The organism is Pinisolibacter sp. DMC100 (assembly GCF_056313705.1).
Genome location: NZ_JBQUZT010000002.1, coordinates 347,061 through 369,456, shown reverse-complemented (window position 1 = coordinate 369,456; position 22,396 = coordinate 347,061). Strand labels below are relative to the sequence as shown.

Genomic DNA, 22,396 nt, shown 5'->3' with positions numbered 1-22,396 from the left:
TTTCGGACGAAGCACAGGGCGCCGGAATCGGGTGCGTGATGCTTCGAGACGGGCCGCCGATGGCCGCCCTCCTCAGCATGAGGCGTATGTGTTTGTATCGAAAACAAAAACCGCCTCATGCTGAGGAGCGGGTCGAAGGCCCGCGTCTCGAAGCATCGCGCACGGCCTCCCGCCATTCTCCCGTCTGCCGACGGCACCCCGCCCCGTTGTTCGCGGAACTGGACTTGCGCCCCCCGCGCCCCATGTCGGAGCCTGATCTCCCCGCACATCGCGAAAGATGCTCCTTGTCGACCGGCGACCCCGTCCTCTCCCCCCGCTCCGCCGCCGGTCTCGCCGCGCTGCTCGTCGGCCTCGGTTTCGGCCGCTTCGCCTATACCGCGCTGGTGCCGGGCCTGATCGGCGAGGGTTGGATCGATCCGACCGGCGCCGGGCCGCTGGCGGCGGCGAATTTCGCCGGATACCTCGCCGGCGCGGTCCTCGGCGCGCCGCTCGCCCGCCGTTTCGGCACCCGCGCCACGCTGCGCCTGACGATGATCGCCACCGCCCTGTCGCTCGCCGCCGGCATGGTGCCGCTCGGCGCCGTGGTCCTCGGTCTCGCCCGTTTCGGCGCCGGTGTCGGCGGGGCGATCCTGATGGTGGTGGCGCCGACGACCGTTCTCCGCTTCGCCGATCCAGCCAGGCGCGGCGCCGTCGCCGGCATCGTCTTCACCGGCATCGGCCTCGGCATCGCCGCCTCGGGCACCGTCGTGCCGCTCCTGGCGAAAGCCGGCGTCGCCGTCACCTGGGGCGTGCTCGCCGCCGTGGCCGCGCTGCTCACCGCACTCACCTGGCGCGCCTGGCCCGACGTCCCCGTCGCCCCGGCCGCGCCGCACGAGAAGGGCCTGCCGAAGGGCTTCCTGCTCTTCGCCTTCGCCTATTGCACCGACGCCGCCGGCTTCGTGCCGCACACGGTCTACTGGGTCGACTGGATCGCCCGCGATCTCGGCCGCGGTCTCGCCGCCGGCGGGCTGCAATGGACCTTCTTCGGCCTCGGCGCCATGGCCGGGCCGATTCTGGCCGGCCGCGCCGCCGACCGCTTCGGCTTCCGCACCGCGCTCGCCGGAGGCCTCGCGATCAAGGCGGCCGGCGTCGCCCTGCCGCTCGTCGCGAACGGGTTCGTCGCTCTGGCGATCTCGTCGATCGTGGTCGGCGCCCTGACGCCCGGCTGCGCCCTGCTCGCCTCCGGCCGCGCCGGTGAACTCGCCGGCCCCGCCCGCCACGCCCATGCCTGGGCCCTGGCGACGGCCGCCTTCGCCTGCGTCCAGGCGCTGGGGGCTCTCGCCTTCTCGCGCCTGTTGGCGGTGAGCGGATCCTACCTCGCGCTCTTCGCGGTCGGTGCGGCCTGTCTCGTCTTCGGCACGCTCGCGGTGCTCGCCGGGCCGAAGAGCGCATCACGCTGAAGACAGGTCGAGCCGGCCGTCGAACAAATCATTGATTGTGACATTCCGTGATGACACGCTCCGCGAGATGCGAGGGAGGACCGTGTCATGTCGAACTATGTCGTCGCCTTCTGGAATCTCGAGAACCTCTTCGCCCCCGAAGGCTTCGCCGACCGCGAGCCCTGGCTCGAAAAAGCCGTCGGCAAGGATCTGGAGGGATGGAGCAAGGAACTCTTCGAGCGCAAGGTCGAACAGCTCGCGCACATCATCGCCCGAATGAACGACGGCGCCGGCCCCGATCTGCTCGGCGTCTGCGAGGTGGAGCACCGCTTCTGTCTGGATGCGCTCACCGCCGCTCTCGCCACGCGGCTGCCGACGCGCCGTTACGACGTGGTGCACGTCGACTCCTCTCACGACCGACGCGGCATCGACACGGCCTTCATCTTCGACTCCGCGCGGCTGAGCGTCGACCGCGCCAAGGTCTTCTCCTACTTCGTGATGCGTCGGACCGGGACGCGCGACATCACGCAGGCGACCTTCAAGACGACCGCCGGCAACGAGTTCGTCGCCCTGTGCAATCACTGGCCCTCGCGGTCGGGCGGACCGGCCAACGAGAGCGCGGGATTTCGCATGACGGCCGGCGAGACGCTCGGCTACTGGCACGAGCGCATCCGTGAAGAACGCGGCGACGCCCTGCCGGTGATCGCGATGGGCGACCTCAACGACGATCCGCACGACATGTCGCTGACGATCCACGCCCAGGCGACGAGAGAGCGCGACGACGTCGAGAACGCCACTTCGGCGCGTTTCTTCAACCTGACCTGGAACATTCTGCGGCAATCGGTGGTCGACTCCGCCGGGAACCCGCGGACGCTCTACGGATCGCTCTATTTTCAGGGCAACGGCAATTCGTTCGACCAGATCCTGGTCTCGCGGCCCTTCCTCACCGGGCGATCGCCCCTCCGGGTGCTGGAGGGCACGATGCGCCTCGAGGCCTACCCCGAAATGGTTTCGACCTCCAAGAACGAGGGGCCGATTCGTTTCGGACTACCGAAGGGCAACCCGGCCAAGAACGTCGACCGCGAGGGCTTCTCGGACCACTTCCCCGTCTCGGTGACGATCGAGGAGGTCGAGTAGGCCCGAACCGCCCCCTCACCCGATCTTCGGCAGCCACGCGCCCATGCGCTCCACCGCTTCCTTCATGTCGGCCATGGTGCCGGCGAAGGAGAAGCGGACGTAGCCGTGGCCGCGATGGCCGTCGAAGTCCGGCCCCGGCGTCGCCGCGACGCCGGCCTCGTTCAACATGCGACGGACGAAGTCGAGGCTGTCGTTGGAGAAGCGGCGGATGCTCGCATAGGCGTAGAACGCACCGTCGACCGGCAGCAGGTCGTCGAAGCCGAGCCGCGGCAGCTGGTCGACGAGATAGGCGCGGTTCGCCGCATAGCCGGCCTTGACCACGTCGAGCTCGGCGGTCGAGGCCGGGTCGAAGGCCGCGAGCGCCGCACGCTGCGAGATCTCGTTGTTGGAGAGCGTCAGGTTCTGCGCCAGCCGGTCGATCGGCTTGACCAGCACCTCCGGCATCACCATCCAGCCGATGCGCCAGCCGGTCATGCAGTAGTATTTGGAGAAGGAGTTGACGACGATCGCCCGCGGGCTCGACGTCAGCGCCGTCGCCTGGGCGCCGTTGTAGACGAGGCCGTGGTAGATCTCGTCGGAGATGAACCACAGGCCGAGATCGTCGGCGGCCCTCACCAGCGCGTCGAGCGCATGCGGCGTGTACATCGTGCCGGTCGGATTGGCCGGCGAGGCGACGAGCACGCCGGCGAGCGGCTTTTCCGCATGCGCCCTGCGCAACATCTCCGGCGTCAGCGCCCAGCGCGTCTCGGGACCGCATTCGATCTCCACCGCCTCGAGCCCGAGGGCGGCGAGCAGGTTGCGATAGGCGGGATAACCCGGCGTCGGCATGGCGACGCGGGCGCCGGGCGCGAAGGCGGCGAGGAAAGCGAGGTTGAAGCCGCCCGACGATCCGGCAGTGATCGCCACCCGGTCGGGCGAGACCTCGACGCCGTAGGTCCGATGGTAATGCGCCGCGATCGCCTCGCGCAGCGGGCGGATGCCGAGGGCTTCGGTATAGCCGAGCCGGCCGTCGAGGGCGCGTTTCGCCGCCGCGATCACCGGCGAGGGCGCATTGGCGCCGGGCTGGCCGACCTCCATGTGGACGACGCGGTGGCCGGCACGTTCACGCTCCACCGCCGCCGCCAGCACCTCCATGGCGATGAAGGGCGCGACCTGCGAACGGGCGGACGGCATGAACGGCGACATCGGCGGCTCCTGTGGCGAGAAGAGGCCCTTCTAGCCGAAGTCCGCCCGGGTTGCACCTCACTCCGGGATCGGCGTCTTCAGCTTGCCCGTGGCGATCCAGCTCTCGACGTTGGCGAGCGTCAGGTCGGCCATCGCCCGTCGCGTCTCGACCGTCGCCGAGGCGACGTGCGGCAGCAGCACGACGTTCTCCATTGTCGTCAGCTCGGCCGGCACGTTCGGCTCGTCGGCATAGACGTCGAGTCCCGCACCGGCGATGTGACCGGCCTTCAGCGCCGCGATCAGCGCCGGCTCGTCGACCACGCTGCCGCGGGCGGCGTTGACGAGGAAGCTCTTCGGCCCCAGCGCCTCGAGCACTTCGGCGTCGACGATCCCCCGTGTCGCCTCGCCACCCGGGCAGAGCAGCACGAGCACGTCGGCCCAGCGCGCCAGCGATACGAGATCGGAAAGATAGGTGTATGCGACGGAAGGGTCGGGCTTTCGATTGTGATAGCCGATCTCCATGTCGAAGCCCGAGGCCCGCCGCGCCAGCACCTTGCCGATGCGGCCGAGGCCGAGGATGCCGAGCTTCTTGCCCGAGACCCGCGTCGCCAGCGGGAAGCGGCCGGTCAGCCAACCGCCGGCGCGCAGGAAGCGGTCGGCGGCGACGGTGCCGCGCATCGTGTCGAGGACGAGGGCGAAGGCGAGATCGGCGACGCAGTCGTCGAGCACGGCCGGCGTGTTGGAGACGGCGATGCCGTGGGCGCGGGCATGGGCCGTGTCGATCGCGTCGTATCCGACGCCGAAGTTGGCGATCGCCTGGAGCTTCGGCAGGGCGGTCATGGCGGCCGCGTCGAAGCCGCCGAGCGCCGAGGTGACGGCGATGCGCACCTCCCCGGCCACGGTGGGAAGCCGCGCCCTGCCCTCGTCGGTCCAGCCGCGAACCACGTCGCCGAGGGTGGCGAGACGGGCGTCGAAGTCGGGGTTGACGGAGGTGGCCTGGAGAATGACGGTCTGCGAAGTGGTCATGGCGCGGGATCCTCGTCGATGCCGCAGGATGGCGCCGCGACACCCTTCCCCGCAAGCGCCGGCGGCGCGCGTCGGCCCTGCATCGACCGGGGAGACGAACTCGCGACATCGTGACGGACTTCGCCGCGCCGTGCCTTCGTTCCGGCAGGCGGCTCGCCTATAAGAGGCGTGACGATTCCGCACGCACGCTTCCGCGCGCCCACATGCACGCCCACGAGGTCCGACACTTCCATGACGATCAAGCGCACTCTCCTCGCCGGCGTCGCCGCCCTCCTCTGCCTCGCCGCGCCGGTCGCGACCCGGGCCGAGGCGCCGCTCGACAAGGCCGCCGTCGAGAAGATCGTGCGCGAGTATCTCATCGCCAATCCGGAAGTGATCGCCGAAGCCATCCAGGCGCTCGAGACGAAGCAGGCGGCGGCCCAGGCGGCCGAGCAGAAGGCGACGATCGCCTCCGCCGCCAAGCAGCTCTGGGACAGCCCGCGTCAGGTCGTGCTCGGCAACCCCAAGGGCGACGTCACCGTGGTCGAGTTCTTCGACTACAACTGCGGCTACTGCAAGCGCGCCCTGCCCGACATGCTCTCGCTGATCGAGAAGGATCCGAACGTCCGCATCGTGCTGAAGGAGTTCCCCGTCCTCGGACCCGGCTCGACCGAGGCGGCGAAGGTGGCGGTCGCGGTCAACCGCATCGCCCCGGACAAGTATCTCGAGTTCCACAAGCGCCTGCTCTCGGCGCGCGGTCAGGCCGACAAGGCCAAAGCGATGGAAGCGGCCACCGGCGCCGGCCTCTCCGCCGCCACGATCGAGAAGGCGCTCGGCGACGCCGAGGTCGAGGCGACGCTGCAGGAGGTCTACGGGCTCGCCGGCAAGCTGGGTCTCTCCGGCACGCCGTCCTATGTCGTCGGCACCGACGTGGTGCCCGGCGCCATCGGCCTCTCCAAGCTCCAGGCCCACGTCGCCGAGGCGCGCTGCGCCACCACCAAGAAGTGCTGATTGCGCGCGCCCTGGGGACGATCGGATGCGGGAATCGGGCGGGGCCTTGTTCCCGCGCCCGGCCGCGCCTATAAAGCGCGACGCGCGGCGCGACCGTCCGTGACCTCGGGGAAGCTCGACGAGCACCCGGAGCACGACGGTCGACGGTCGATCGCGTCCCACAAGGCCCGCCGATCCCCGATCGGCGCCGCCCGGAACACGAGATGCCCGACACCGTCTTCGTCCTGAACGGCCCCAATCTCAACCTCCTCGGTCTGCGCGAACCGGCGGTCTACGGATCGACGACGCTCGCCGACGTCGAGGCCGAGGTTCGGGCGGCGGGCGAACGGCTCGGCCTTTCGATCGTGTTCCGCCAGTCGAACCACGAGGGCACCCTCGTCGACTGGCTCCACGAGGCTCGCGGCACCGCCGTGGGCGTCGTCATCAATCCCGGTGCCTATACCCACACCTCGATCGCGCTCCACGACGCGATCAAGGCGGTCGAGCTGCCGGTGATGGAGGTCCACATCTCCAACATCTTCGCGCGCGAGAGCTTCCGCCACCACTCCCACGTCTCGCCGGTCGCGGCCGGCGTCCTGTGCGGTCTGGGGACCCACGGATACGTGTTGGCGCTCGAAGCCCTCGCTCGCATCGTCGCGACCCGAAACGCGGCCCCCTCCACTCGAACCCGAGACGAGTAAGACCAGCGATGGCCACGCCCAAGAAACCCTTCGACACCGAATTCATCCGCGATCTCGCGCATCTCATCGCCGAGACCGATCTCTCCGAGATCGAGGTGGCGCAGGGCGACCTGAAGATCCGCGTCTCGCGTTCGGTGCAGGTGGTGGCGCCCGTCACCGTCGCCGCGCCGGCCCATCACGCCCCGGCCCATGCGCCGGTCGCCGCCGCGCCGGCTGCCGCCGCCGCTCCCGCCGCCACCGGTGAGACCGACTGGTCGAAGCACCCCGGCGTCGTGAAGTCGCCGATGGTCGGCACCGCCTACCGTTCGCCCTCGCCGGGCGCCGCCTCCTTCATCGAGGTCGGCTCGACGGTGCGCGAAGGTCAGACGCTCCTCATCGTCGAGGCGATGAAGACCATGAACCAGATCCCGGCGCCGAAGTCGGGTACCGTCACCGCCATCCTGTTCGACGACGCGAGCCCGGTCGAATACGGCGAGCCGCTCGTCGTCATCGAATGACGAAAGCTGCGCGGGGCCCCATGTTCAACAAGATCCTGATCGCCAACCGCGGCGAGATCGCTCTGCGAGTTCTGCGCGCCTGCAAGGAGCTCGGCATTCGCACGGTGGCGGTCCACTCCACCGCCGACGCCGACGCCATGCACGTCCGCCTCGCCGACGAGAGCGTCTGCATCGGTCCGCCGAAGGCGTCCGAGAGCTATCTCAACATCCCGCAGCTGGTCGCCGCCTGCGAGATCACCGGCGCCGAGGCCGTCCACCCCGGCTACGGCTTCCTGTCGGAGAACGCCCGTTTCGCCGAGATCGTCGAGGCGCACGGCATCAAGTTCATCGGCCCGTCGGCGGAGCACATCCGCATCATGGGCGACAAGATCGAAGCCAAGCGCACCGCGCAGCGGCTCGGCATCCCGGTCGTCCCGGGCTCCGACGGCGCGGTCGAGACGGTCGAGGCGGCGAAGAAGTTCGCCTCCGAGATCGGCTACCCGGTGCTGATCAAGGCATCGTCGGGCGGCGGTGGCCGCGGCATGAAGGTCGCCAAGACCGCCGACGACATCGAAGAGGCCTACGAGACCGCCCGCGCCGAGGCCAAGGCCGCCTTCGGCGACGACGCCGTCTACATGGAGAAGCTGCTGCTGACCCCGCGCCACATCGAGGTGCAGGTGCTCGGCGACGGCCAGGGCGGCGCCGTCCATCTGGGCGAACGCGACTGCTCGCTGCAGCGCCGTCACCAGAAGGTCTGGGAAGAGGCGAACTCGCCCGCTCTCAACGCCGAGGCGCGCGAGAAGATCGGCTCGATCTGCGCCAAGGCGATCGCCGACCTCGGCTATGCCGGCGCCGGCACGATCGAGTTCCTCTACGAGAACGGCGAGTTCTACTTCATCGAGATGAACACCCGCCTGCAGGTGGAACATCCGATCACCGAGGCGATCACCGGCATCGATCTGGTCAACGAGCAGATCCGCGTCGCCGCCGGTGCCGGCCTCTCGGTGAAGCAGTCGGACATCGAGTTCAAGGGCCACGCCATCGAGTGCCGCATCAACGCGGAGAACCCGGCGACCTTCACCCCGTCGCCCGGCCTGCTGACCTACTACCACCCGCCGGGTGGTCTGGGCGTGCGCGTCGACAGCGGCGTCTATCAGGGCTACCGCATCCCGCCCTATTACGACAGCCTGATCGGCAAGCTGATCGTCCACGGCCGCAACCGCGTCGAATGCCTGATGCGGCTGCGTCGCTGCCTCGACGAGTTCGTCGTCGACGGCATCGAGACGACGATCCCGCTGTTCCGCAAGCTGATCGACAACCAGGACATCGCCAACGGCATGTACGACATCCATTGGCTGGAGAAGTTCCTGGAGACGAAGCCCTTCGACTGATCGATCGGCGACGTCGGACGAATGCGACCCTCGACCGGAGACGGCCGGGGGTCTTTTCCCATCCCCCTCGCGAGTGACGCCCTTGCGCCCGCCCGAGCCGCGCCTCGATCCGGATCTCCTGCTGCGCGCCTATGCCGGCGGCATCTTTCCGATGGCCGAGAGCGCCGACGATCCCGAGCTCTTCTGGGTCGAACCCGACAAGCGCGGCGTGCTGCCGCTCGACGGCTTCCACCTCTCGCGCCGCCTCGCCCGCACCGTGCGCGCCGACCGCTTCGCGGTGACCTGCGACACCGACTTCGCGGCGGTGATCGGCGGTTGCGCCGCCCCGGCACCGGGCCGCGAGGGCACCTGGATCAACGCCGAGATCCGCCGCCTCTACGGCGAACTCTTCCGCCGCGGCCACGTCCACACCGTCGAGGTCCGCCGCGACGGGACCCTCGTCGGCGGGCTCTACGGCGTCCGCATCGGCGGCGCCTTCTTCGGCGAGAGCATGTTCTCGCGCGAGACCGACGCCTCCAAGGTGGCGCTGGTCCATCTGGTGGCACGCCTGAAGATCGGCGGCTTCGTCCTGCTCGACGCCCAGTTCATCACCGCCCACCTCGCCCGCTTCGGCGCGATCGAGATCCCCCGCCGCGCCTATCGCGCGCGGCTGGCGGCGGCCCTGCCGGTCGCGGCCGACTTCCACCGTTTCGGCGCGCCGGGCGAGACGACGTCGGGTGCGGCGGCGGTGGCGGCGATCCTCGGCGAGGCGGACGGCGCGGACCTGTGACGGTTCGGGCGCGGGTACGCGTCTCGAAGCAACGCGCACGAAATCCGAACCCTTGCGGACCTTTCGCGGAGGCCCTTCATGCTGAGGTGCGAGCGTGAGCGAGCCTCGTGGGGCACGAAGGGCCGAGAGGCACGGCCCCGTCGTGGCTTCGCGCCTCACGAGGCCCGGCGTTGCCGGGCACCTCGGGGTGAAGCCGAACAGAGGCAGAGGGTCGGAACGTCCGACGTCCGATATCAGTCTTCCGTCTGGAAGATCACCGAGGACGGCGGCTGCGAGCGCGGCGCGGAGCCGGCGCCGGAACCGGCCTGGATCGGCGCGCCGGTCACCGGATCGACCACGGGCGCGGGCTTCTTCGGGCGCTGCGGCTTGGGCGGCGTGGCGGCCGGGTCGGCGACGGCCGTGGGGTTCGCCGGATCGAGCGCCGGAGCAGGCGTGGACGCGGCCGGCTTGGGCGCCGCCGGCGGCTTCGGCGCGGAAGCGGGCGCCTCCGGCTTCTTGGCGGCGTCGCTCTTGGGCGCATCGGCCTTGGCGGCCGGAGCCCCCGGCGCGGCGGCGGGTGCCCCCTGCGCGGCCGCCTTCTCGGCGGCGCCGCGGCAGTCGGTCAGCCACACGTCGTAGACCGCGTGGTCGACGGCGTGGAGGCCGGGGCTGTCGGCGAACATCCAGCCGGAGAAGATGCGGCGGATCTTGTTGTCGAGGGTGATCTCGTCGACCTCGACGAAGGAATCGGTCAGCGGTGCCACCGTCTGCGGCCGCGAGTAGCAGGCGCGCGGCGTCACCTGCAGTGCGCCGAACTGCACCGTCTCGTCGATCGACACGTCGAAGGAGATGATTCGCCCGGTGATCTTGTCGAGGCCGGAGAAGACCGCGATGGGTTGGGCGATCTTGTTGGCGTCGTCGGGCAGCGCCGGCGCCGCGAGGTCGCGCGCCACGGCGAGCGAGGGCACGAGGGCGACGCCCAGCGCCAGCACCGGCACGAGGCGGCGCAGGGTCGAACGGGCGGAAGGGGACGGGCGACGCGTCATGTCGGGATCGCACGGGGCTCGCGAGGACGAAGAAGGCGCCCCGGCCGAAGCAGGGACGCCCATGGAGATGCACCGGTCTCGTGGCGAAGTCGAGGCGGAACCCCGACCCCCGCCGATCATTCCGGCTTCCAGGCCACGTAGTCGCCGGCCTGGGCGGCGCGCTTGGCGTTGCCGAGGAGCGACCCCTGCGGGCGATGGGCATGCGCGGTGCCGGTCTGGTTCGGCAGATGCGGCTTCTGCCAGGAATGGGGCTTGTAGCCCTTCTCCTCGGACGGCGGCACGTCGGTGCGCTGATGCATCCAGCCGTGCCAGCCGGGCGGGATCTTGGAGGCTTCCGCCTCGCCGTTGTAGATCACCCAGCGGCGCTGGAAGCCCAGGCCCGGATCGATCGCACCGCCCTTGGTCCGATAGTACTTGTTGCCGAACTCGTCCTCGCCGACGAGCTCACCGTGAAGCTTGGTGTGCAACCAGGCGCCGACCGTCTGGCCCTGCCACCAGGTGAGGATCAACAACAGCAGCTTCTTCATCGGCGCGCCCTCGGCCCCCGGCCCGCGATGCGCCCGGGAGGGCGCCCGGCACGGGGGCGGTCGTTGTTCGGCGAAACGGATAAGGATTCGCACGCGCGCCACGCGCCCGCGAGACCGTCTCGGACGCGCTCGTTATGCCGTGCGTCCGAGCCGCTGTCCAGTCGCCCCTTCGACGGGTTCGCCCGGCGCGCGACGCATCGGCGCACCCAGCCCGTGGAGCGGGCCGCGACGACGCGGCTCCTCGAGTGCCTCCTCGACCGGAGACTGTGCGTCGCGCCGCGGCGGCATGGCGTCGCGGCGCTTGGGGAAGGCCCTGACGCCGTCGAGCAGATCGTTCCAACGCTTGCGCTGGACGTCGAGCAGACGGTCGCAGTCCTGCAGCACGAAACGGCCGGTCACCTCGTCGAGCACGAACTGTCGGGCATCGCGCACGATCGCCTCGAGCCGCCGCAGGACGGCGACCGGCGACAGCGGCTTGGCGACGACGTGATGGACCCCGAGGGCGATCGAACGTTCGACCACCATCCGGGTCGGCGTGCCGGCAACCAGAATCACCGGCACCGCGGTGAGCGGCCCGGCGCGCGGATCGCGCATCGAACGCACCAGCTCGAGCCCGTCGGCGACCGGCATCTCGTAGTCGGTGACGACGACGTGCGGCGGCTCCATCAACATGGCGTGATGGGCCTCCTCGGCGGACGAGAAGCCGCGGATGCGCCCGACGCGAGCACCCGTCAGGATCGATCGCATGATGGCCTGGTCCTGCCGCGCGTCGTCGACGAAGACGACGTCGAGATCGCGCAGGTCGCACCCCATCGCTCGATTCTGTCGCATGTCACCGATTCTCCCACACCCGATCCGCCGGGCCCTCGGGAGTGATACTGACATGCCGTTCTCGAGACCGCGTTTCCATGCCGTCGGGGAATTTACTTGAATTGGAACGAATTCCCTCGGCACCGTCGGGACTTGCGCGCGGACCTTCGTTCGTCCCCGTTTTCCACACCGCCATACACCATATTTAGCCGACGGAACGTCACCTGCCCCAAGTCCTTGACCCCCCGGAGGACTCGGACTAGCGTCGCTTCGGTTCGGTACCGAGCGGTCCGGGGTTTCCCCGCCACCCGGCTCGGATCTTCAAAAAGCGTCAGCGTTTCGACCCTCGCGGCCAACGTTCTCCCTCTCGGGAAACGGGGGACGAGGATGTGCGTCTGGTCGCCGGGGCTCCCGGAACGACCCTGTGCGAAAGGCGTCGTTAACCCTATATTTGGTATTTACGGCGACCGTAGCCACAAGATATTCCCATTCATCGGGAATCATCGGACCGAGGCGGCACCATCCGCCCCGGTGGAAGACGCGGACGGGAGACCGGCCGCGAGAGCGAAACGGGCGGGTCGAACCGCCATCGGGGAAGACGGGTTCGGCGGCACCCAGACGTGCCGACCGACGACGGGCTGGGGATCGAAGACATGCGCATCGAGCGTCGCTACACGACGGCAGGACAGTCGCCCTATCAGGCGATCGAGTTCCGCACCACGACTTCCGAGATCCGCAATCCGGACGGCTCGGTGGTGTTCAAGCTCGACGGCATCGAGGTGCCGGCGGCCTTCTCGCAGGTCGCCGCCGACATCCTCGCCCAGAAGTACTTCCGCAAGGCCGGCGTCCCGGCGCGTCTGAAGCGCGTCGAGGAAGAGACCGTTCCCTCCTGGCTGTGGCGCTCCGTGCCCGACGAAGCCGCGCTCTCCGCCCTCCCCGAGGCCGAGCGCTTCGTCTCCGAGCACGATGCCCGCCAGGTCTTCGACCGTCTCGCCGGCACCTGGACCTACTGGGGCTGGAAGGGCAACTATTTCGACGGCGAGGAGGACGCCCGCGCCTTCTTCGACGAGTTGCGCGCCATGCTCGCCCGCCAGCTGGTCGCCCCGAACTCCCCGCAGTGGTTCAACACCGGCCTGCACTGGGCCTACGGCATCGACGGTCCGTCGCAGGGCCACTTTTACGTCGATTACCAGTCGGGCGAGCTCGTCCGCTCGGCCTCGGCCTACGAGCATCCCCAGCCGCACGCCTGCTTCATCCAGTCGGTCGCCGACGACCTCGTCAACGAGGGCGGCATCATGGACCTGTGGGTGCGCGAGGCGCGCCTGTTCAAGTACGGCTCGGGCACCGGCTCGAACTTCTCCCGCCTCCGCGGCGAGGGCGAGAAGCTCGCCGGCGGCGGCAAGTCGTCGGGCCTGATGAGCTTCCTCAAGATCGGTGACCGCGCCGCCGGCGCCATCAAGTCGGGCGGCACCACCCGTCGCGCCGCCAAGATGGTGGTGGTCGACGTCGACCATCCCGACATCGAGGCCTACGTGAACTGGAAGGTGAAGGAGGAGCAGAAGGTCGCCGCTCTCGTCACCGGTTCCAAGACGGTCGCCAAGCACCTCTCGGCGATCATGAAGGCCTGCGTCAACTGCTCGGGCTCGGGCGACGACTGCTTCGACCCGGCCAAGAACCCGGCGCTGAAGCGCGAGATCCGCGCCGCCAAGAAGGCCTTCGTGCCGGAGAACTACGTCAAGCGGGTGATCCAGTTCGCCAAGCAGGGCTACACCGACATCGAGTTCCCGATCTACGACACCGACTGGGATTCCGAGGCCTATCTGACGGTCGCCGGCCAGAACTCGAACAACTCGGTGCGCGTCACCGACACGTTCCTCCGGGCGGTCGAGACCGGCGGCAAGTGGGACCTGATCCGCCGCACCGACGGCAAGATCAAGAAGACCATCGACGCCCGCGCCCTGTGGGAAGACATCGGCCACGCCGCCTGGGCCTCGGCCGATCCGGGCATCCAGTTCCACACCACGATCAACGACTGGCACACCTGCCCGGCGTCCGGCGAGATCCGCGCCTCCAACCCGTGCTCCGAGTACATGTTCCTCGACGACACGGCCTGCAATCTCGCCTCGATCAACCTCCTGCCCTACCGCACCGACGACAACGGCTTCGACGTCGCCGCCTACGAGCACACCTGCCGTCTGTGGACCGTCGTGCTCGAGATCTCGGTGCTGATGGCGCAGTTCCCGTCGAAGGAGATCGCCCAGCTCTCCTACGACTACCGCACCCTCGGCCTCGGCTACGCCAACATCGGCGGCCTGCTGATGTCGTCCGGCATCTCCTACGACTCGGCCGAAGGCCGCGCCATCTGCGGCGCCCTCTCGGCGATCATGACCGGCGTCGCCTACGCCACCTCGGCCGAGATGGCCGGCGAGCACGGCCCCTTCCCGGGCTATGCCCCGAACGCGGCCGACATGCTGCGCGTCATCCGCAACCACCGTCGCGCCGCCCACGGCGAGGCGACCGGTTACGAGAAGCTCGCCGTCGCCCCTGTTCCGCTCGACCATGCCTCCTGCCCGAACAAGGCGCTGATCGAGGCCGCCGAGCGCGCCTGGGATCAGGCCCTCGAGCTCGGCGAGAAGCACGGCTATCGCAACGCCCAGGTCTCCGTCGTCGCCCCCACCGGCACGATCGGTCTCGTCATGGACTGCGACACCACCGGTATCGAGCCCGACTTCGCGCTGGTGAAGTTCAAGAAGCTGGCCGGTGGCGGCTACTTCAAGATCATCAACCAGTCGGTCACCTCGGCGCTGCGCGTCCTCGGCTATCGTGAGAGCGAGATCGCCGAGATCGAGGCCTTCGCCGTCGGCCACGGCACGCTCGATCAGGCGCCGGGCATCAACCCGACGACGCTGAAGGCGCGCGGCTTCACCGACGAGGCGCTCGCCAAGATCGCCGGCGGCCTCAAGTCGGCCTTCGACATCAAGTTCGCCTTCAACAAGTGGACGCTCGGCGAGAAGTTCTGCATCGAGACGCTCGGTTTCACCGCCGAACAGCTGAACGACCCGTCGTTCGAGATGCTGACCGCCCTCGGCTTCTCCAAGGCCGAGATCGAGGCCGCCAACATCCACGTCTGCGGAGCGATGACCGTCGAGGGTGCCCCGCATCTCAAGGCCGAGCATCTCTCGGTCTTCGACTGCGCCAACCCCTGCGGCCGCACCGGCAAGCGCTTCCTGTCGGTGGAGAGCCACATCCGCATGATGGCCGCGGCCCAGCCGTTCATCTCGGGTGCGATCTCCAAGACGATCAACATGCCCAACGACGCCACCGTCGAGGACTGCAAGAACGCCTATCTCCTGTCCTGGCGTCTGGCGCTCAAGGCCAACGCGCTCTACCGCGACGGCTCCAAGCTGTCGCAGCCGCTGAACTCGCAGCTGATCGCCGACGACGAGGACGAGGCGGAAGACGCGATCGAGGCGATGCGTTCGTCCGAGCCGGCGCAGAGCCGCGCCACGGTGATGGCCGAGCGCATCGTCGAGCGGATCGTCGAGCGCACCGTCCGCGCACGCGAGAAGATGCCGAACCGCCGCAAGGGCTACACCCAGAAGGCGATCGTCGGCGGCCACAAGGTCTACCTGCGCACCGGCGAATACGACGACGGCCGCATCGGCGAGATCTTCGTCGACATGCACAAGGAAGGCTCCGCCTTCCGCGCGCTGATGGACAGCTTCTCGATCGCGGTCTCGGTCGGCCTGCAGTACGGCGTGCCGCTCGAGGAGTTCGTCGACGCCTTCGTCTTCACCAAGTTCGAACCGGCGGGCATGGTCATCGGCAACGAGGCGATCAAGAACGCCACGTCGATCCTCGACTACATCTTCCGCGAACTGGCGGTCTCCTATCTCGGTCGGCACGATCTGGCCCACGCCAATCCGGAGGACTTCGGCTCGACGACCGTCGGGTCCGGCACCGGGGAAGCCGCGAAGCCGCAGACGCCGATCTCCCGCGGCCTCGTCCGCGGCAAGATCCCGGAGCGCCTGAAGGTGGTCGAGGGCTCGCCGCGTCCGGCGAGCGCCGGCCAGCCGTCCGGCACGGTGTCGCAGTCGACCGCGGCGGTGACCGCCCTCAACGCCGTCTTCGGCGCCACGGCGCTGAAGCAGGACGCCGCCGCCGAGATCCGTCCGGCGACGGCCGGTTCCGCCGAGGTCAAGCCCGCGACGGTCGCCGACCGCCGTGCGGAGGCCCGGATGAAGGGCTACGAGGGCGAGAACTGCTCGGAATGCGGCAACTTCACCATGGTGCGCAACGGCACCTGCCTGAAGTGCGACACCTGCGGCAGCACGAGCGGCTGCTCCTGAGCGAACGATCGGCGAGGACCGTCCGCGCGGACGGTCTTCGCCCGGCACTCGTCTGGTTGCCGAGATCGGGGTCTGTCGCGAGACAGGCCCTTTTTCTTTGGACCGAAAGCCACCCGAGCGCCTCGTCCGCGACCGACGGGCCGCCGCGCCTCAGCGGGTGACGATGCGGACGCCGCTCTCCTCGACCCGCCGGCGCAGGCCGGCGTCGACGTTCGAATCGGTCAGCACCGCGTCGAAGTCGCCGATGTCGGCGAAATAGGCCGAGCGGACGCGGTCGAACTTGCTCGAATCGATCACCAGATAGGTCTCGATCGACCGGCGAATCGCCTCCTGTTTGAAGGCGACCTCGTGAAAATTCGAACAGCTCGCGCCCTGATCCGGGTGGAGCCCGCCGGCGCTGATGAAAGCCTTGTTGATCCCCACCCGCTTCAGCACTTCGAGGGCCTCCGGGCTCTCGAACGAGGCGGACGAGCGGTGATAGAAGCCGCCGAGCAGCACCAGCGAGACGTTTTCGAGCCGCCGCACCACCTCGGCGATGTTGATCGAGTAACACACCACCGTGATCTCGCCGACGCCGCCCAGACGCCGCGCGAGATGCGGCGTCGTGGTGCCGCAGTCGATGAAGATCGTGTCGCCGGCCTCGACGAAGCCGAGGGCGAGCTCGCAGGCCGCCCGTTTGCCCGCCGCATGCGCCTCGCGCTCGCGATAGAAGACGTAGCCGGCGCTGGGCACCGCCGACTGGGCGGCGATGACGTGGCCGCCGTGACAGTTGAAACGCTCCGGATGGGCCGCCACGTCGCGGCGGATCGTCATTTCCGAGACGTCCAGGGCCCCGGCGAGGTCGCTCAGCCGCAGCGATGCCGCCGTCTCGAGCGCTTCGGAGATCCTCTCTATCCGCTGGGGTCTGGTCAGGCTCATCACGTCGTCCGATCGGTCCGATCGTCGTGGCGCGCCCTTCGCGTCGCGACGGATCTCGGGGTGGTCGGGGACGGTGCCCCGGGTGGCGAGAAGCGGAACCGCGACGGGCGCTCGCGGCGACATCCCCAGCTTCCACGTGAACGCGTCTTCACAACAGAATGTTAATCTGATAACACCGCTTGTGACAATCGAAACATGGGCCGAATGGCCGCAGTCCTCCGGAGAACCCCATGGTCATCGCCGCAGCCGACCTCCACGGTGTCATCGATCATACCATTCTGAAGCCGGATGCGCGTTGCGACGACGTCCTGCGTTTCTGCCGCGAAGCCCGCGAGAATCGGTTCTTCTCCGTCTGCGTCAATCCCGTCTGGGTGCCCACCGTCGCCGAGGCGCTGGCGGGCTCCGGCGTCGCCACCTGCTCGGTCGTCGGCTTCCCGCTGGGCGCGATCCCGACCGCGGTGAAGGCGAACGAGACCGCCTGGGTGGTCGCCGCCGGCGCCGGCGAGGTCGACATGGTGATCGACGTCGGCGCGCTGAAGGACGGCGAGACCGACAGGGTCCGGGCCGACATCGCCGCCGTCAAGGTCGCCTGCGGCCGGGCGCTCCTCAAGGTGATCATCGAGACCTGCCTCCTCACCGACGAGGAGAAGGTCACCGCCTGCCGTCTCGCGGTCGAGGCCGGGGCCGATTTCGTCAAGACCTCCACCGGCTTCTCGACCGGCGGCGCCACCGTCGAAGACATCGCGCTGATGCGTCGGACGGTCGGCCCGAAGGTCGGCGTCAAGGCTTCCGGCGGCGTGCGCACCCGCGACGACGCGCTGAAGATGCTCGCCGCCGGCGCCTCGCGCATCGGCGCCAGCGCCAGCCTGGCGATCATCGCCGGCTGATCCCTTCCCCATCCCCTCCCCCTCGGACGACAGGAGACCCGAGCCGCTCTACCTTCCTCGGAAGTCTGACATCAAGAATCGACATCAGGGATAAGAAACGAGGACAATGCCATGAAGAAGCTCATCGCCGCCGTCGCGACGGCCGCCGCGCTGGTCGCCGGCTCCGCCTTCGCCGCCGGCAACGGCCCCGTCGACACCTCGCAGGTCCGCAAGGACATCGTGTCCTCCGCCACCGGCAAGAAGTTCACCATCGCCACCGTCGTCAAGGTCGACGGCATCGCGTGGTTCGACCGCATGCGCGACGGCATCAAGCAGTTCAAGGCCGACACCGGCCACGACACCTGGATGCTCGGACCGAGCCAGGCCGACGCGGCCGCCCAGGTGCAGATCATCGAGAGCCTGATCGCGCAGGGCGTCGACGCCATCTGCGTGGTGCCCTTCTCGGTCGAGGCGGTCGAGCCGGTGCTGAAGAAGGCCCGCGATCGCGGCATCGTCGTCGTCGCCCACGAGGCCTCGAACATCAAGAACGCCGACTACGTGCTCGAAGCCTTCGACAACAAGGCGTACGGCGCCAAGCTGATGGAAGTGCTCGGCACCGCCATGGGCGGCGAGGGCAAGTACGTGGCGACCGTCGGCTCGCTGACCTCCAAGTCGCAGAACGAGTGGATCGACGGCGGCGTGGAGTACCAGAAGGCCCACTTCCCGAAGATGCAGCAGGTCACGACCCGTCTCGAGACCTATGACGACGCCAACACCGACTACACCAAGCTCAAGGAAGTCCTGACCACCTATCCGGACCTCAAGGGCATTCTCGGTGGACCGATGCCGACCTCGGCCGGCGCCGGCCGTCTGGTCGCCGAACGCGGCCTCAACGGCAAGCTGTTCTTCGCCGGCACCGGCCTCGTCTCCGTCGCCGGTCAGTACCTGAAGAACGACAACATCCAGTACATCCAGTTCTGGGACCCGGCGGTCGCCGGCTACGCCATGAACGTCGTCGCCACGATGGCGCTGTCCAAGAAGGGCGGCGAGATCAAGGCCGGCCTCAACCTCGGCCTGCCCGGCTACACCAAGCTGACCACGCCCGCGGGCGGCGCCGCCAACCTGCTCTACGGCGCCGGTTGGGTCGGCGTGACCAAGGCCAACATGGCCGACTACAACTTCTGACCCCACACGGAGGGCGTCGTCCGCGACGCCCTCCCTCTTCCGAGCCCCATCCACTCGAAAGCGGGTCAGCGCCATGCCCTTCCCCACTGCCTCTCCGGCGTCCCCTGCCCCGGCGGCCGCGGCCGACGTCTTCCTCGACCTGCGCAACGTGGAGAAACGCTTCTCCGGCGTCCGCGCCCTCGACGACGTGTCGCTGACCATACGGTCGGGCGAGATCCACTGCCTCGCCGGCGAGAACGGCTCGGGCAAGTCGACCCTCATCAAGATCATGTCCGGGGTCTATCGGCCCGACGGCGGCTCGATCCTGATCAACGGCCGCAATCTGCCGCATCTGACCCCGATCGAGGCGATCCGCCAGGGCGTCCAGGTGATCTATCAGGACTTCTCGCTGTTCGGGAACCTGACCGTCGCCGAGAACCTCGCCCTCAACACCGAGCTCCAGGCCAAGCGCAGGCTGGTCAGCTGGAGCCGCGTGCGCTCCATCGCGGCGCAGGCGATCGAACGTCTCGGCGTCGACATCGACCCGACCAGGGAGGTCGACGATCTGTCGACCGCCGGGCGCCAGCTCGTCGCCATCGCCCGCGCGCTGATGTCCGATCCGCGCCTCCTCATCATGGACGAGCCGACGACCGCGCTCACCCGCAAGGAAGTCGAGACCCTCTTCCGCATCGTGCGCGACATCCAGGCGCGCGGCATCGCCGTGCTCTTCGTCAGCCACAAGATGCGCGAGATGCTGGAGATCTCCGAACGCATCTCGGTCATCCGCAACGGTAGGAAGGTCGCCGAAGGGCCGACCTCGGAATTCGACGAGCCGAAGATCATCCGCCACATGACCGGCCACGACATCGCGTCGCAGAGCTACGTCTGGACGCCGCCGACGGAGGACGTGCCGCCGCGCCTCGAGATCCGCAACCTGACGCTGCCCGGCGCCTACGAGGATCTGTCGCTCGCCATCCGCCCCGGCGAAATCGTCGGCCTGTCGGGCCTGCTCGGCTCCGGCCGCACCGAGGTCGCCAACACGCTGTTCGGCCTCGAGCCCGGCTACACCGGCTCGGTGCTGGTCGACGGCAAGGACGTGCGGCTCGACCGGGTTTCGACCGCCATCGACGCCGGCATCGCCTATGTGCCGGAGGACCGGTTGACCGAGGGCCTGTTCCTCACCCAGTCGATCGACCGCAACATCCTCGCCACGATCTACGACCGCATCGCCGCGTGGTCGGTGGTCGACCGCGACAAGGCGGCGGAACTCGCCGCCGGCTCGATCCGCTCGCTGCAGATCGCCACGCCGACCGGTGAGAAGCCCGTCGGCCAGCTCTCGGGCGGCAATCAGCAGCGCGTGGTGCTCGCCCGCTGGCTCCTGACCGACGCCCGCGTGCTGATCCTCAACGGCCCGACCGTCGGCGTCGACGTCGGCTCCAAGGCAGAGATCCACCGCATCATCCGCGACCTCGCGGTGAAGACCGGGGTCTCGGTGCTGATGATCTCCGACGACATCCTCGAGCTGGTGCAGAACTGCAACCGCATCGTGGTGATCCATCGGGGCCGCTTCGTCGACACGATCGAGACCGCCGAGACGTCGGAGCACGCGATCTCCGACATCCTGACGTCCTTCCGGTGAGGTGACCCATGGCTCTCTTCCATAGATCGGAGGTCGTCATCGCGGCCATTCTCATCGCCGCGATGATCCTCATCGGCCTCGTCAATCCGGCCTTCTGGCAAATCGACAACCTGTTCTCGCTTCTGCGCTCCAACATCGTCATCGGCATCATGGCGCTCGGCGTCCTGCTGGTGATGCTGTCGGGCGGCTTCGACGTCTCCTTCCCGGCCTTCGCCGTCGCGGCGATGTATCTGACCGTCAAGGCGATGCTGGCGACCGGCTACGAGGGCGTCTTCGTGCCCTTCCTGATGGCGATCGCCATCGGCGCGGCCTGCGGCGCGATCAACGCCTTCTTCGTCTGGAAGTTCCGGATGATCCCGCTGATCGTGACGCTCGGCACCGGTTCGATGGTGCGCGGCTTCCTGCTCGGCGTGGTCGGCACCTCGATGATCAACATCGACCGCTTCCCGCCGGTGCTGATCGACTTCGCCAAGGCCGAGATCTTCACCATGACCAAGGCGGACGGCACCCATTCGGGTCTGACCGCGATGATCCTGATCTACGTCGCCCTGGCACTCGCGGTGCATCTGATGCTGCGCTACACGATGATCGGCCGCTCGATCTTCGCGCTCGGTGGCGGCGCCGAGGCGGCCACCCGCGTCGGCTTCGACCTGAAGAAGACGATCTTCTTCATCTACTGCCTCGCCGGTGCGCTCGCGGGCTTTGCCGGCATGCTCCACTGCTCGATGATCTGGCTCGCCAACCCGCGCGACTTCGTCGGTACCGACCTCGAGGTCATCGCCGCCGTGGTTCTGGGTGGCGCCTCGATCTTCGGCGGGCGCGGCAGCGTGCTCGGCACCATGCTCGGCGTCTTCATGCTGGTCATGGTCAAGAACAGCCTGATCATCATGAAGGTCGACACCACCTGGCAGCTCGTCGTCGTCGGATCGATCATCGTCATCGCCACCGCGGCCAGCGCCTGGCGCGACCACGGCCGTCGGGCCTGAGCGAGGAGAGACCCCTTGAACAAGATCTCTTTCGACCCCCGCTCGCTCTTCAACCGCGACAACAACATCGCCCAGCTCCTGGTGATGGTCGTGCTGATCTTCGCCGTGATGACGGCGCTGTCACCCGACAAGTTCCTGCGCTGGTACAATTTCGAGAGCCTGACCTATCTCTTCCCCGAGCTCGGCGTTCTCTCGATCGCCATGCTGGTGGCGATGATGACCGGCGGCATCGACCTGTCGATCATCGGCATCGCCAACGTCTCGGCGATCCTCGCCGGCCTCTTCTTCCACCGCATGATCGGCCGCGGCGCCGAGGCGGCGGAGGGGCAGACCCTGTGGATCCTCTGCGGCATCGGCCTGTCGATGAGCGTCGGCATGCTGGCGGGTGCCTTCAATGGCTTCCTCATCACCCGGCTCAAGGTGACGCCGATCCTCGCCACCCTCGGCTCCGGCCAGATCTTCACCGGCATCGCGCTGGTGCTGACCGGCGGCCCGGCGATCGTCGGCTTCCCCGCCGCCTGGGACTGGATCGGCAACGGCAAGATCTTCGGCCTCGCCGTGCCCTTCGTTCTGTTCATCGTCATCGCCCTGGCGATCGCCTTCGTGCTGACGCGCACCACCTTCGGCCTCGCCCTGCAACTGATCGGCACCAATCCGAAGGCCGCCGTCTATGCCGGCCTCGACCGGGCGAAGATGGTCTTCATGAGCTACGTGCTCACGGGCACCCTCGCCTCGATCGCCGGCATCATGCTGTCGGGCCGCACCAACGCGGCGAAGTCGGACTACGGCACCTCGTACCTGTTGCAGGCGGTGCTGATCGCCGTGCTCGGCGGCACCAATCCGGCCGGCGGCAAGGGCACGGTGGCGGGCGTCTCGATCGCGGTGATCGCCTTGATGCTGCTGTCGTCGGGCTTCCAGATCCTGCGCTTCTCCAACCACCTGATCGACTTCATCTGGGGCGCCTTCCTGCTCCTGGTGATCGCCATCAACGCCTACAAGAACCGGACCCGCTGACCCCCGACCGCGCCGCCCCTCCGGCGGCGCGGCACGGACGCGAGACG

Annotated in this window: 19 protein-coding genes; 13 read left to right on the top strand and 6 right to left on the bottom strand. The window is 68.5% G+C overall.

Features of this window, described 5'->3' with window-relative positions:
• The first annotated feature begins 284 nt into the window (after nt 1-284).
• Together ACT541_RS10605 and ACT541_RS10600 are read left to right on the top strand one after the other, a co-directional pair.
• Nucleotides 285-1,439, top strand: coding sequence for a YbfB/YjiJ family MFS transporter (locus tag ACT541_RS10605; protein ID WP_476136647.1), 1,155 nt, complete (start codon nt 285-287; stop codon nt 1,437-1,439).
• An 87-nt stretch (nt 1,440-1,526) separates the two neighbouring features.
• Nucleotides 1,527-2,555: an endonuclease/exonuclease/phosphatase family protein gene (locus tag ACT541_RS10600; RefSeq protein WP_476136645.1), complete on the top strand. Its 1,029-nt coding sequence runs from the start codon at nt 1,527-1,529 to the stop codon at nt 2,553-2,555.
• Nucleotides 2,556-2,570: 15 nt separating this feature from the next.
• Here ACT541_RS10600 and ACT541_RS10595 read toward each other — a convergent pair whose 3' ends face one another.
• Together ACT541_RS10595 and ACT541_RS10590 are read right to left on the bottom strand one after the other, a co-directional pair.
• Complete coding sequence (locus ACT541_RS10595) at nt 2,571-3,740, bottom strand: pyridoxal phosphate-dependent aminotransferase (RefSeq protein ID WP_476136643.1); 1,170 nt, start codon at nt 3,738-3,740, stop codon at nt 2,571-2,573.
• 57 nt (nt 3,741-3,797) lie between these two features.
• A complete protein-coding gene (locus tag ACT541_RS10590; RefSeq protein ID WP_476136642.1) occupies nt 3,798-4,745 on the bottom strand; it encodes a 2-hydroxyacid dehydrogenase in 948 nt (315 codons plus the stop codon).
• Nucleotides 4,746-4,976: 231 nt separating this feature from the next.
• Between ACT541_RS10590 and ACT541_RS10585 the strand changes: the two genes are divergently transcribed.
• The 5 genes from ACT541_RS10585 (at nt 4,977) to aat (ending at nt 9,051) form a co-directional block, all read left to right on the top strand.
• Entirely contained in the window at nt 4,977-5,735 is a 759-nt protein-coding gene (locus ACT541_RS10585) for a DsbA family protein (protein ID WP_476136640.1), read from the top strand.
• A 203-nt stretch (nt 5,736-5,938) separates the two neighbouring features.
• Nucleotides 5,939-6,415: a type II 3-dehydroquinate dehydratase gene (aroQ, locus tag ACT541_RS10580; RefSeq protein ID WP_476136638.1), complete on the top strand. Its 477-nt coding sequence runs from the start codon at nt 5,939-5,941 to the stop codon at nt 6,413-6,415.
• An 8-nt stretch (nt 6,416-6,423) separates the two neighbouring features.
• Entirely contained in the window at nt 6,424-6,912 is a 489-nt protein-coding gene (gene accB / locus ACT541_RS10575) for an acetyl-CoA carboxylase biotin carboxyl carrier protein (RefSeq protein WP_476136636.1), read from the top strand.
• Between the two features lie 20 nt (nt 6,913-6,932).
• Nucleotides 6,933-8,282, top strand: coding sequence for an acetyl-CoA carboxylase biotin carboxylase subunit (gene accC, locus ACT541_RS10570; protein ID WP_476136634.1), 1,350 nt, complete (start codon nt 6,933-6,935; stop codon nt 8,280-8,282).
• A gap of 73 nt (nt 8,283-8,355) precedes the next feature.
• Entirely contained in the window at nt 8,356-9,051 is a 696-nt protein-coding gene (gene aat, locus ACT541_RS10565; RefSeq protein WP_476136633.1) for a leucyl/phenylalanyl-tRNA--protein transferase, read from the top strand.
• Nucleotides 9,052-9,284: 233 nt separating this feature from the next.
• Here aat and ACT541_RS10560 read toward each other — a convergent pair whose 3' ends face one another.
• The 3 genes from ACT541_RS10560 to ACT541_RS10550 all read right to left on the bottom strand — a co-directional run bounded on the left by ACT541_RS10560 (nt 9,285) and on the right by ACT541_RS10550 (nt 11,434).
• The gene (locus ACT541_RS10560) at nt 9,285-10,076 is read right to left on the bottom strand and encodes a DUF2155 domain-containing protein (RefSeq protein WP_476136631.1); all 792 of its coding nucleotides are present in this window, start codon (nt 10,074-10,076) and stop codon (nt 9,285-9,287) included.
• A 116-nt stretch (nt 10,077-10,192) separates the two neighbouring features.
• The gene (locus ACT541_RS10555) at nt 10,193-10,603 is read right to left on the bottom strand and encodes an NADH:ubiquinone oxidoreductase subunit NDUFA12 (RefSeq protein ID WP_476136629.1); all 411 of its coding nucleotides are present in this window, start codon (nt 10,601-10,603) and stop codon (nt 10,193-10,195) included.
• Between the two features lie 132 nt (nt 10,604-10,735).
• The gene (locus tag ACT541_RS10550; protein ID WP_476136628.1) at nt 10,736-11,434 is read right to left on the bottom strand and encodes a response regulator; all 699 of its coding nucleotides are present in this window, start codon (nt 11,432-11,434) and stop codon (nt 10,736-10,738) included.
• 632 nt (nt 11,435-12,066) lie between these two features.
• Between ACT541_RS10550 and ACT541_RS10545 the strand changes: the two genes are divergently transcribed.
• On the top strand, nt 12,067-15,762 hold the full coding sequence (locus tag ACT541_RS10545) for a vitamin B12-dependent ribonucleotide reductase (RefSeq protein ID WP_476136626.1): 3,696 nt from the start codon (nt 12,067-12,069) through the stop codon (nt 15,760-15,762).
• Between the two features lie 150 nt (nt 15,763-15,912).
• On the opposite strand, the gene ACT541_RS10540 is transcribed toward ACT541_RS10545, so the two are convergent.
• The gene (locus ACT541_RS10540) at nt 15,913-16,680 is read right to left on the bottom strand and encodes a DeoR/GlpR family DNA-binding transcription regulator (RefSeq protein ID WP_476136624.1); all 768 of its coding nucleotides are present in this window, start codon (nt 16,678-16,680) and stop codon (nt 15,913-15,915) included.
• 230 nt (nt 16,681-16,910) lie between these two features.
• Here ACT541_RS10540 and deoC point away from each other — a divergent pair, with 230 nt between their 5' ends.
• The 5 genes from deoC (at nt 16,911) to ACT541_RS10515 (ending at nt 22,349) form a co-directional block, all read left to right on the top strand.
• Complete coding sequence (gene deoC / locus ACT541_RS10535; RefSeq protein ID WP_476136622.1) at nt 16,911-17,567, top strand: deoxyribose-phosphate aldolase; 657 nt, start codon at nt 16,911-16,913, stop codon at nt 17,565-17,567.
• Between the two features lie 111 nt (nt 17,568-17,678).
• Nucleotides 17,679-18,731 carry a substrate-binding domain-containing protein gene (locus ACT541_RS10530; RefSeq protein ID WP_476136620.1) on the top strand — a complete coding sequence of 351 codons (1,053 nt, stop codon included), beginning with the start codon at nt 17,679-17,681 and terminating at the stop codon, nt 18,729-18,731.
• A 73-nt stretch (nt 18,732-18,804) separates the two neighbouring features.
• Complete coding sequence (locus ACT541_RS10525; RefSeq protein ID WP_476136618.1) at nt 18,805-20,349, top strand: sugar ABC transporter ATP-binding protein; 1,545 nt, start codon at nt 18,805-18,807, stop codon at nt 20,347-20,349.
• 8 nt (nt 20,350-20,357) lie between these two features.
• The gene (locus ACT541_RS10520; protein ID WP_476136616.1) at nt 20,358-21,335 is read left to right on the top strand and encodes an ABC transporter permease; all 978 of its coding nucleotides are present in this window, start codon (nt 20,358-20,360) and stop codon (nt 21,333-21,335) included.
• Between the two features lie 15 nt (nt 21,336-21,350).
• A complete protein-coding gene (locus ACT541_RS10515; RefSeq protein WP_476136614.1) occupies nt 21,351-22,349 on the top strand; it encodes an ABC transporter permease in 999 nt (332 codons plus the stop codon).
• Nucleotides 22,350-22,396 lie beyond the last annotated feature (47 nt).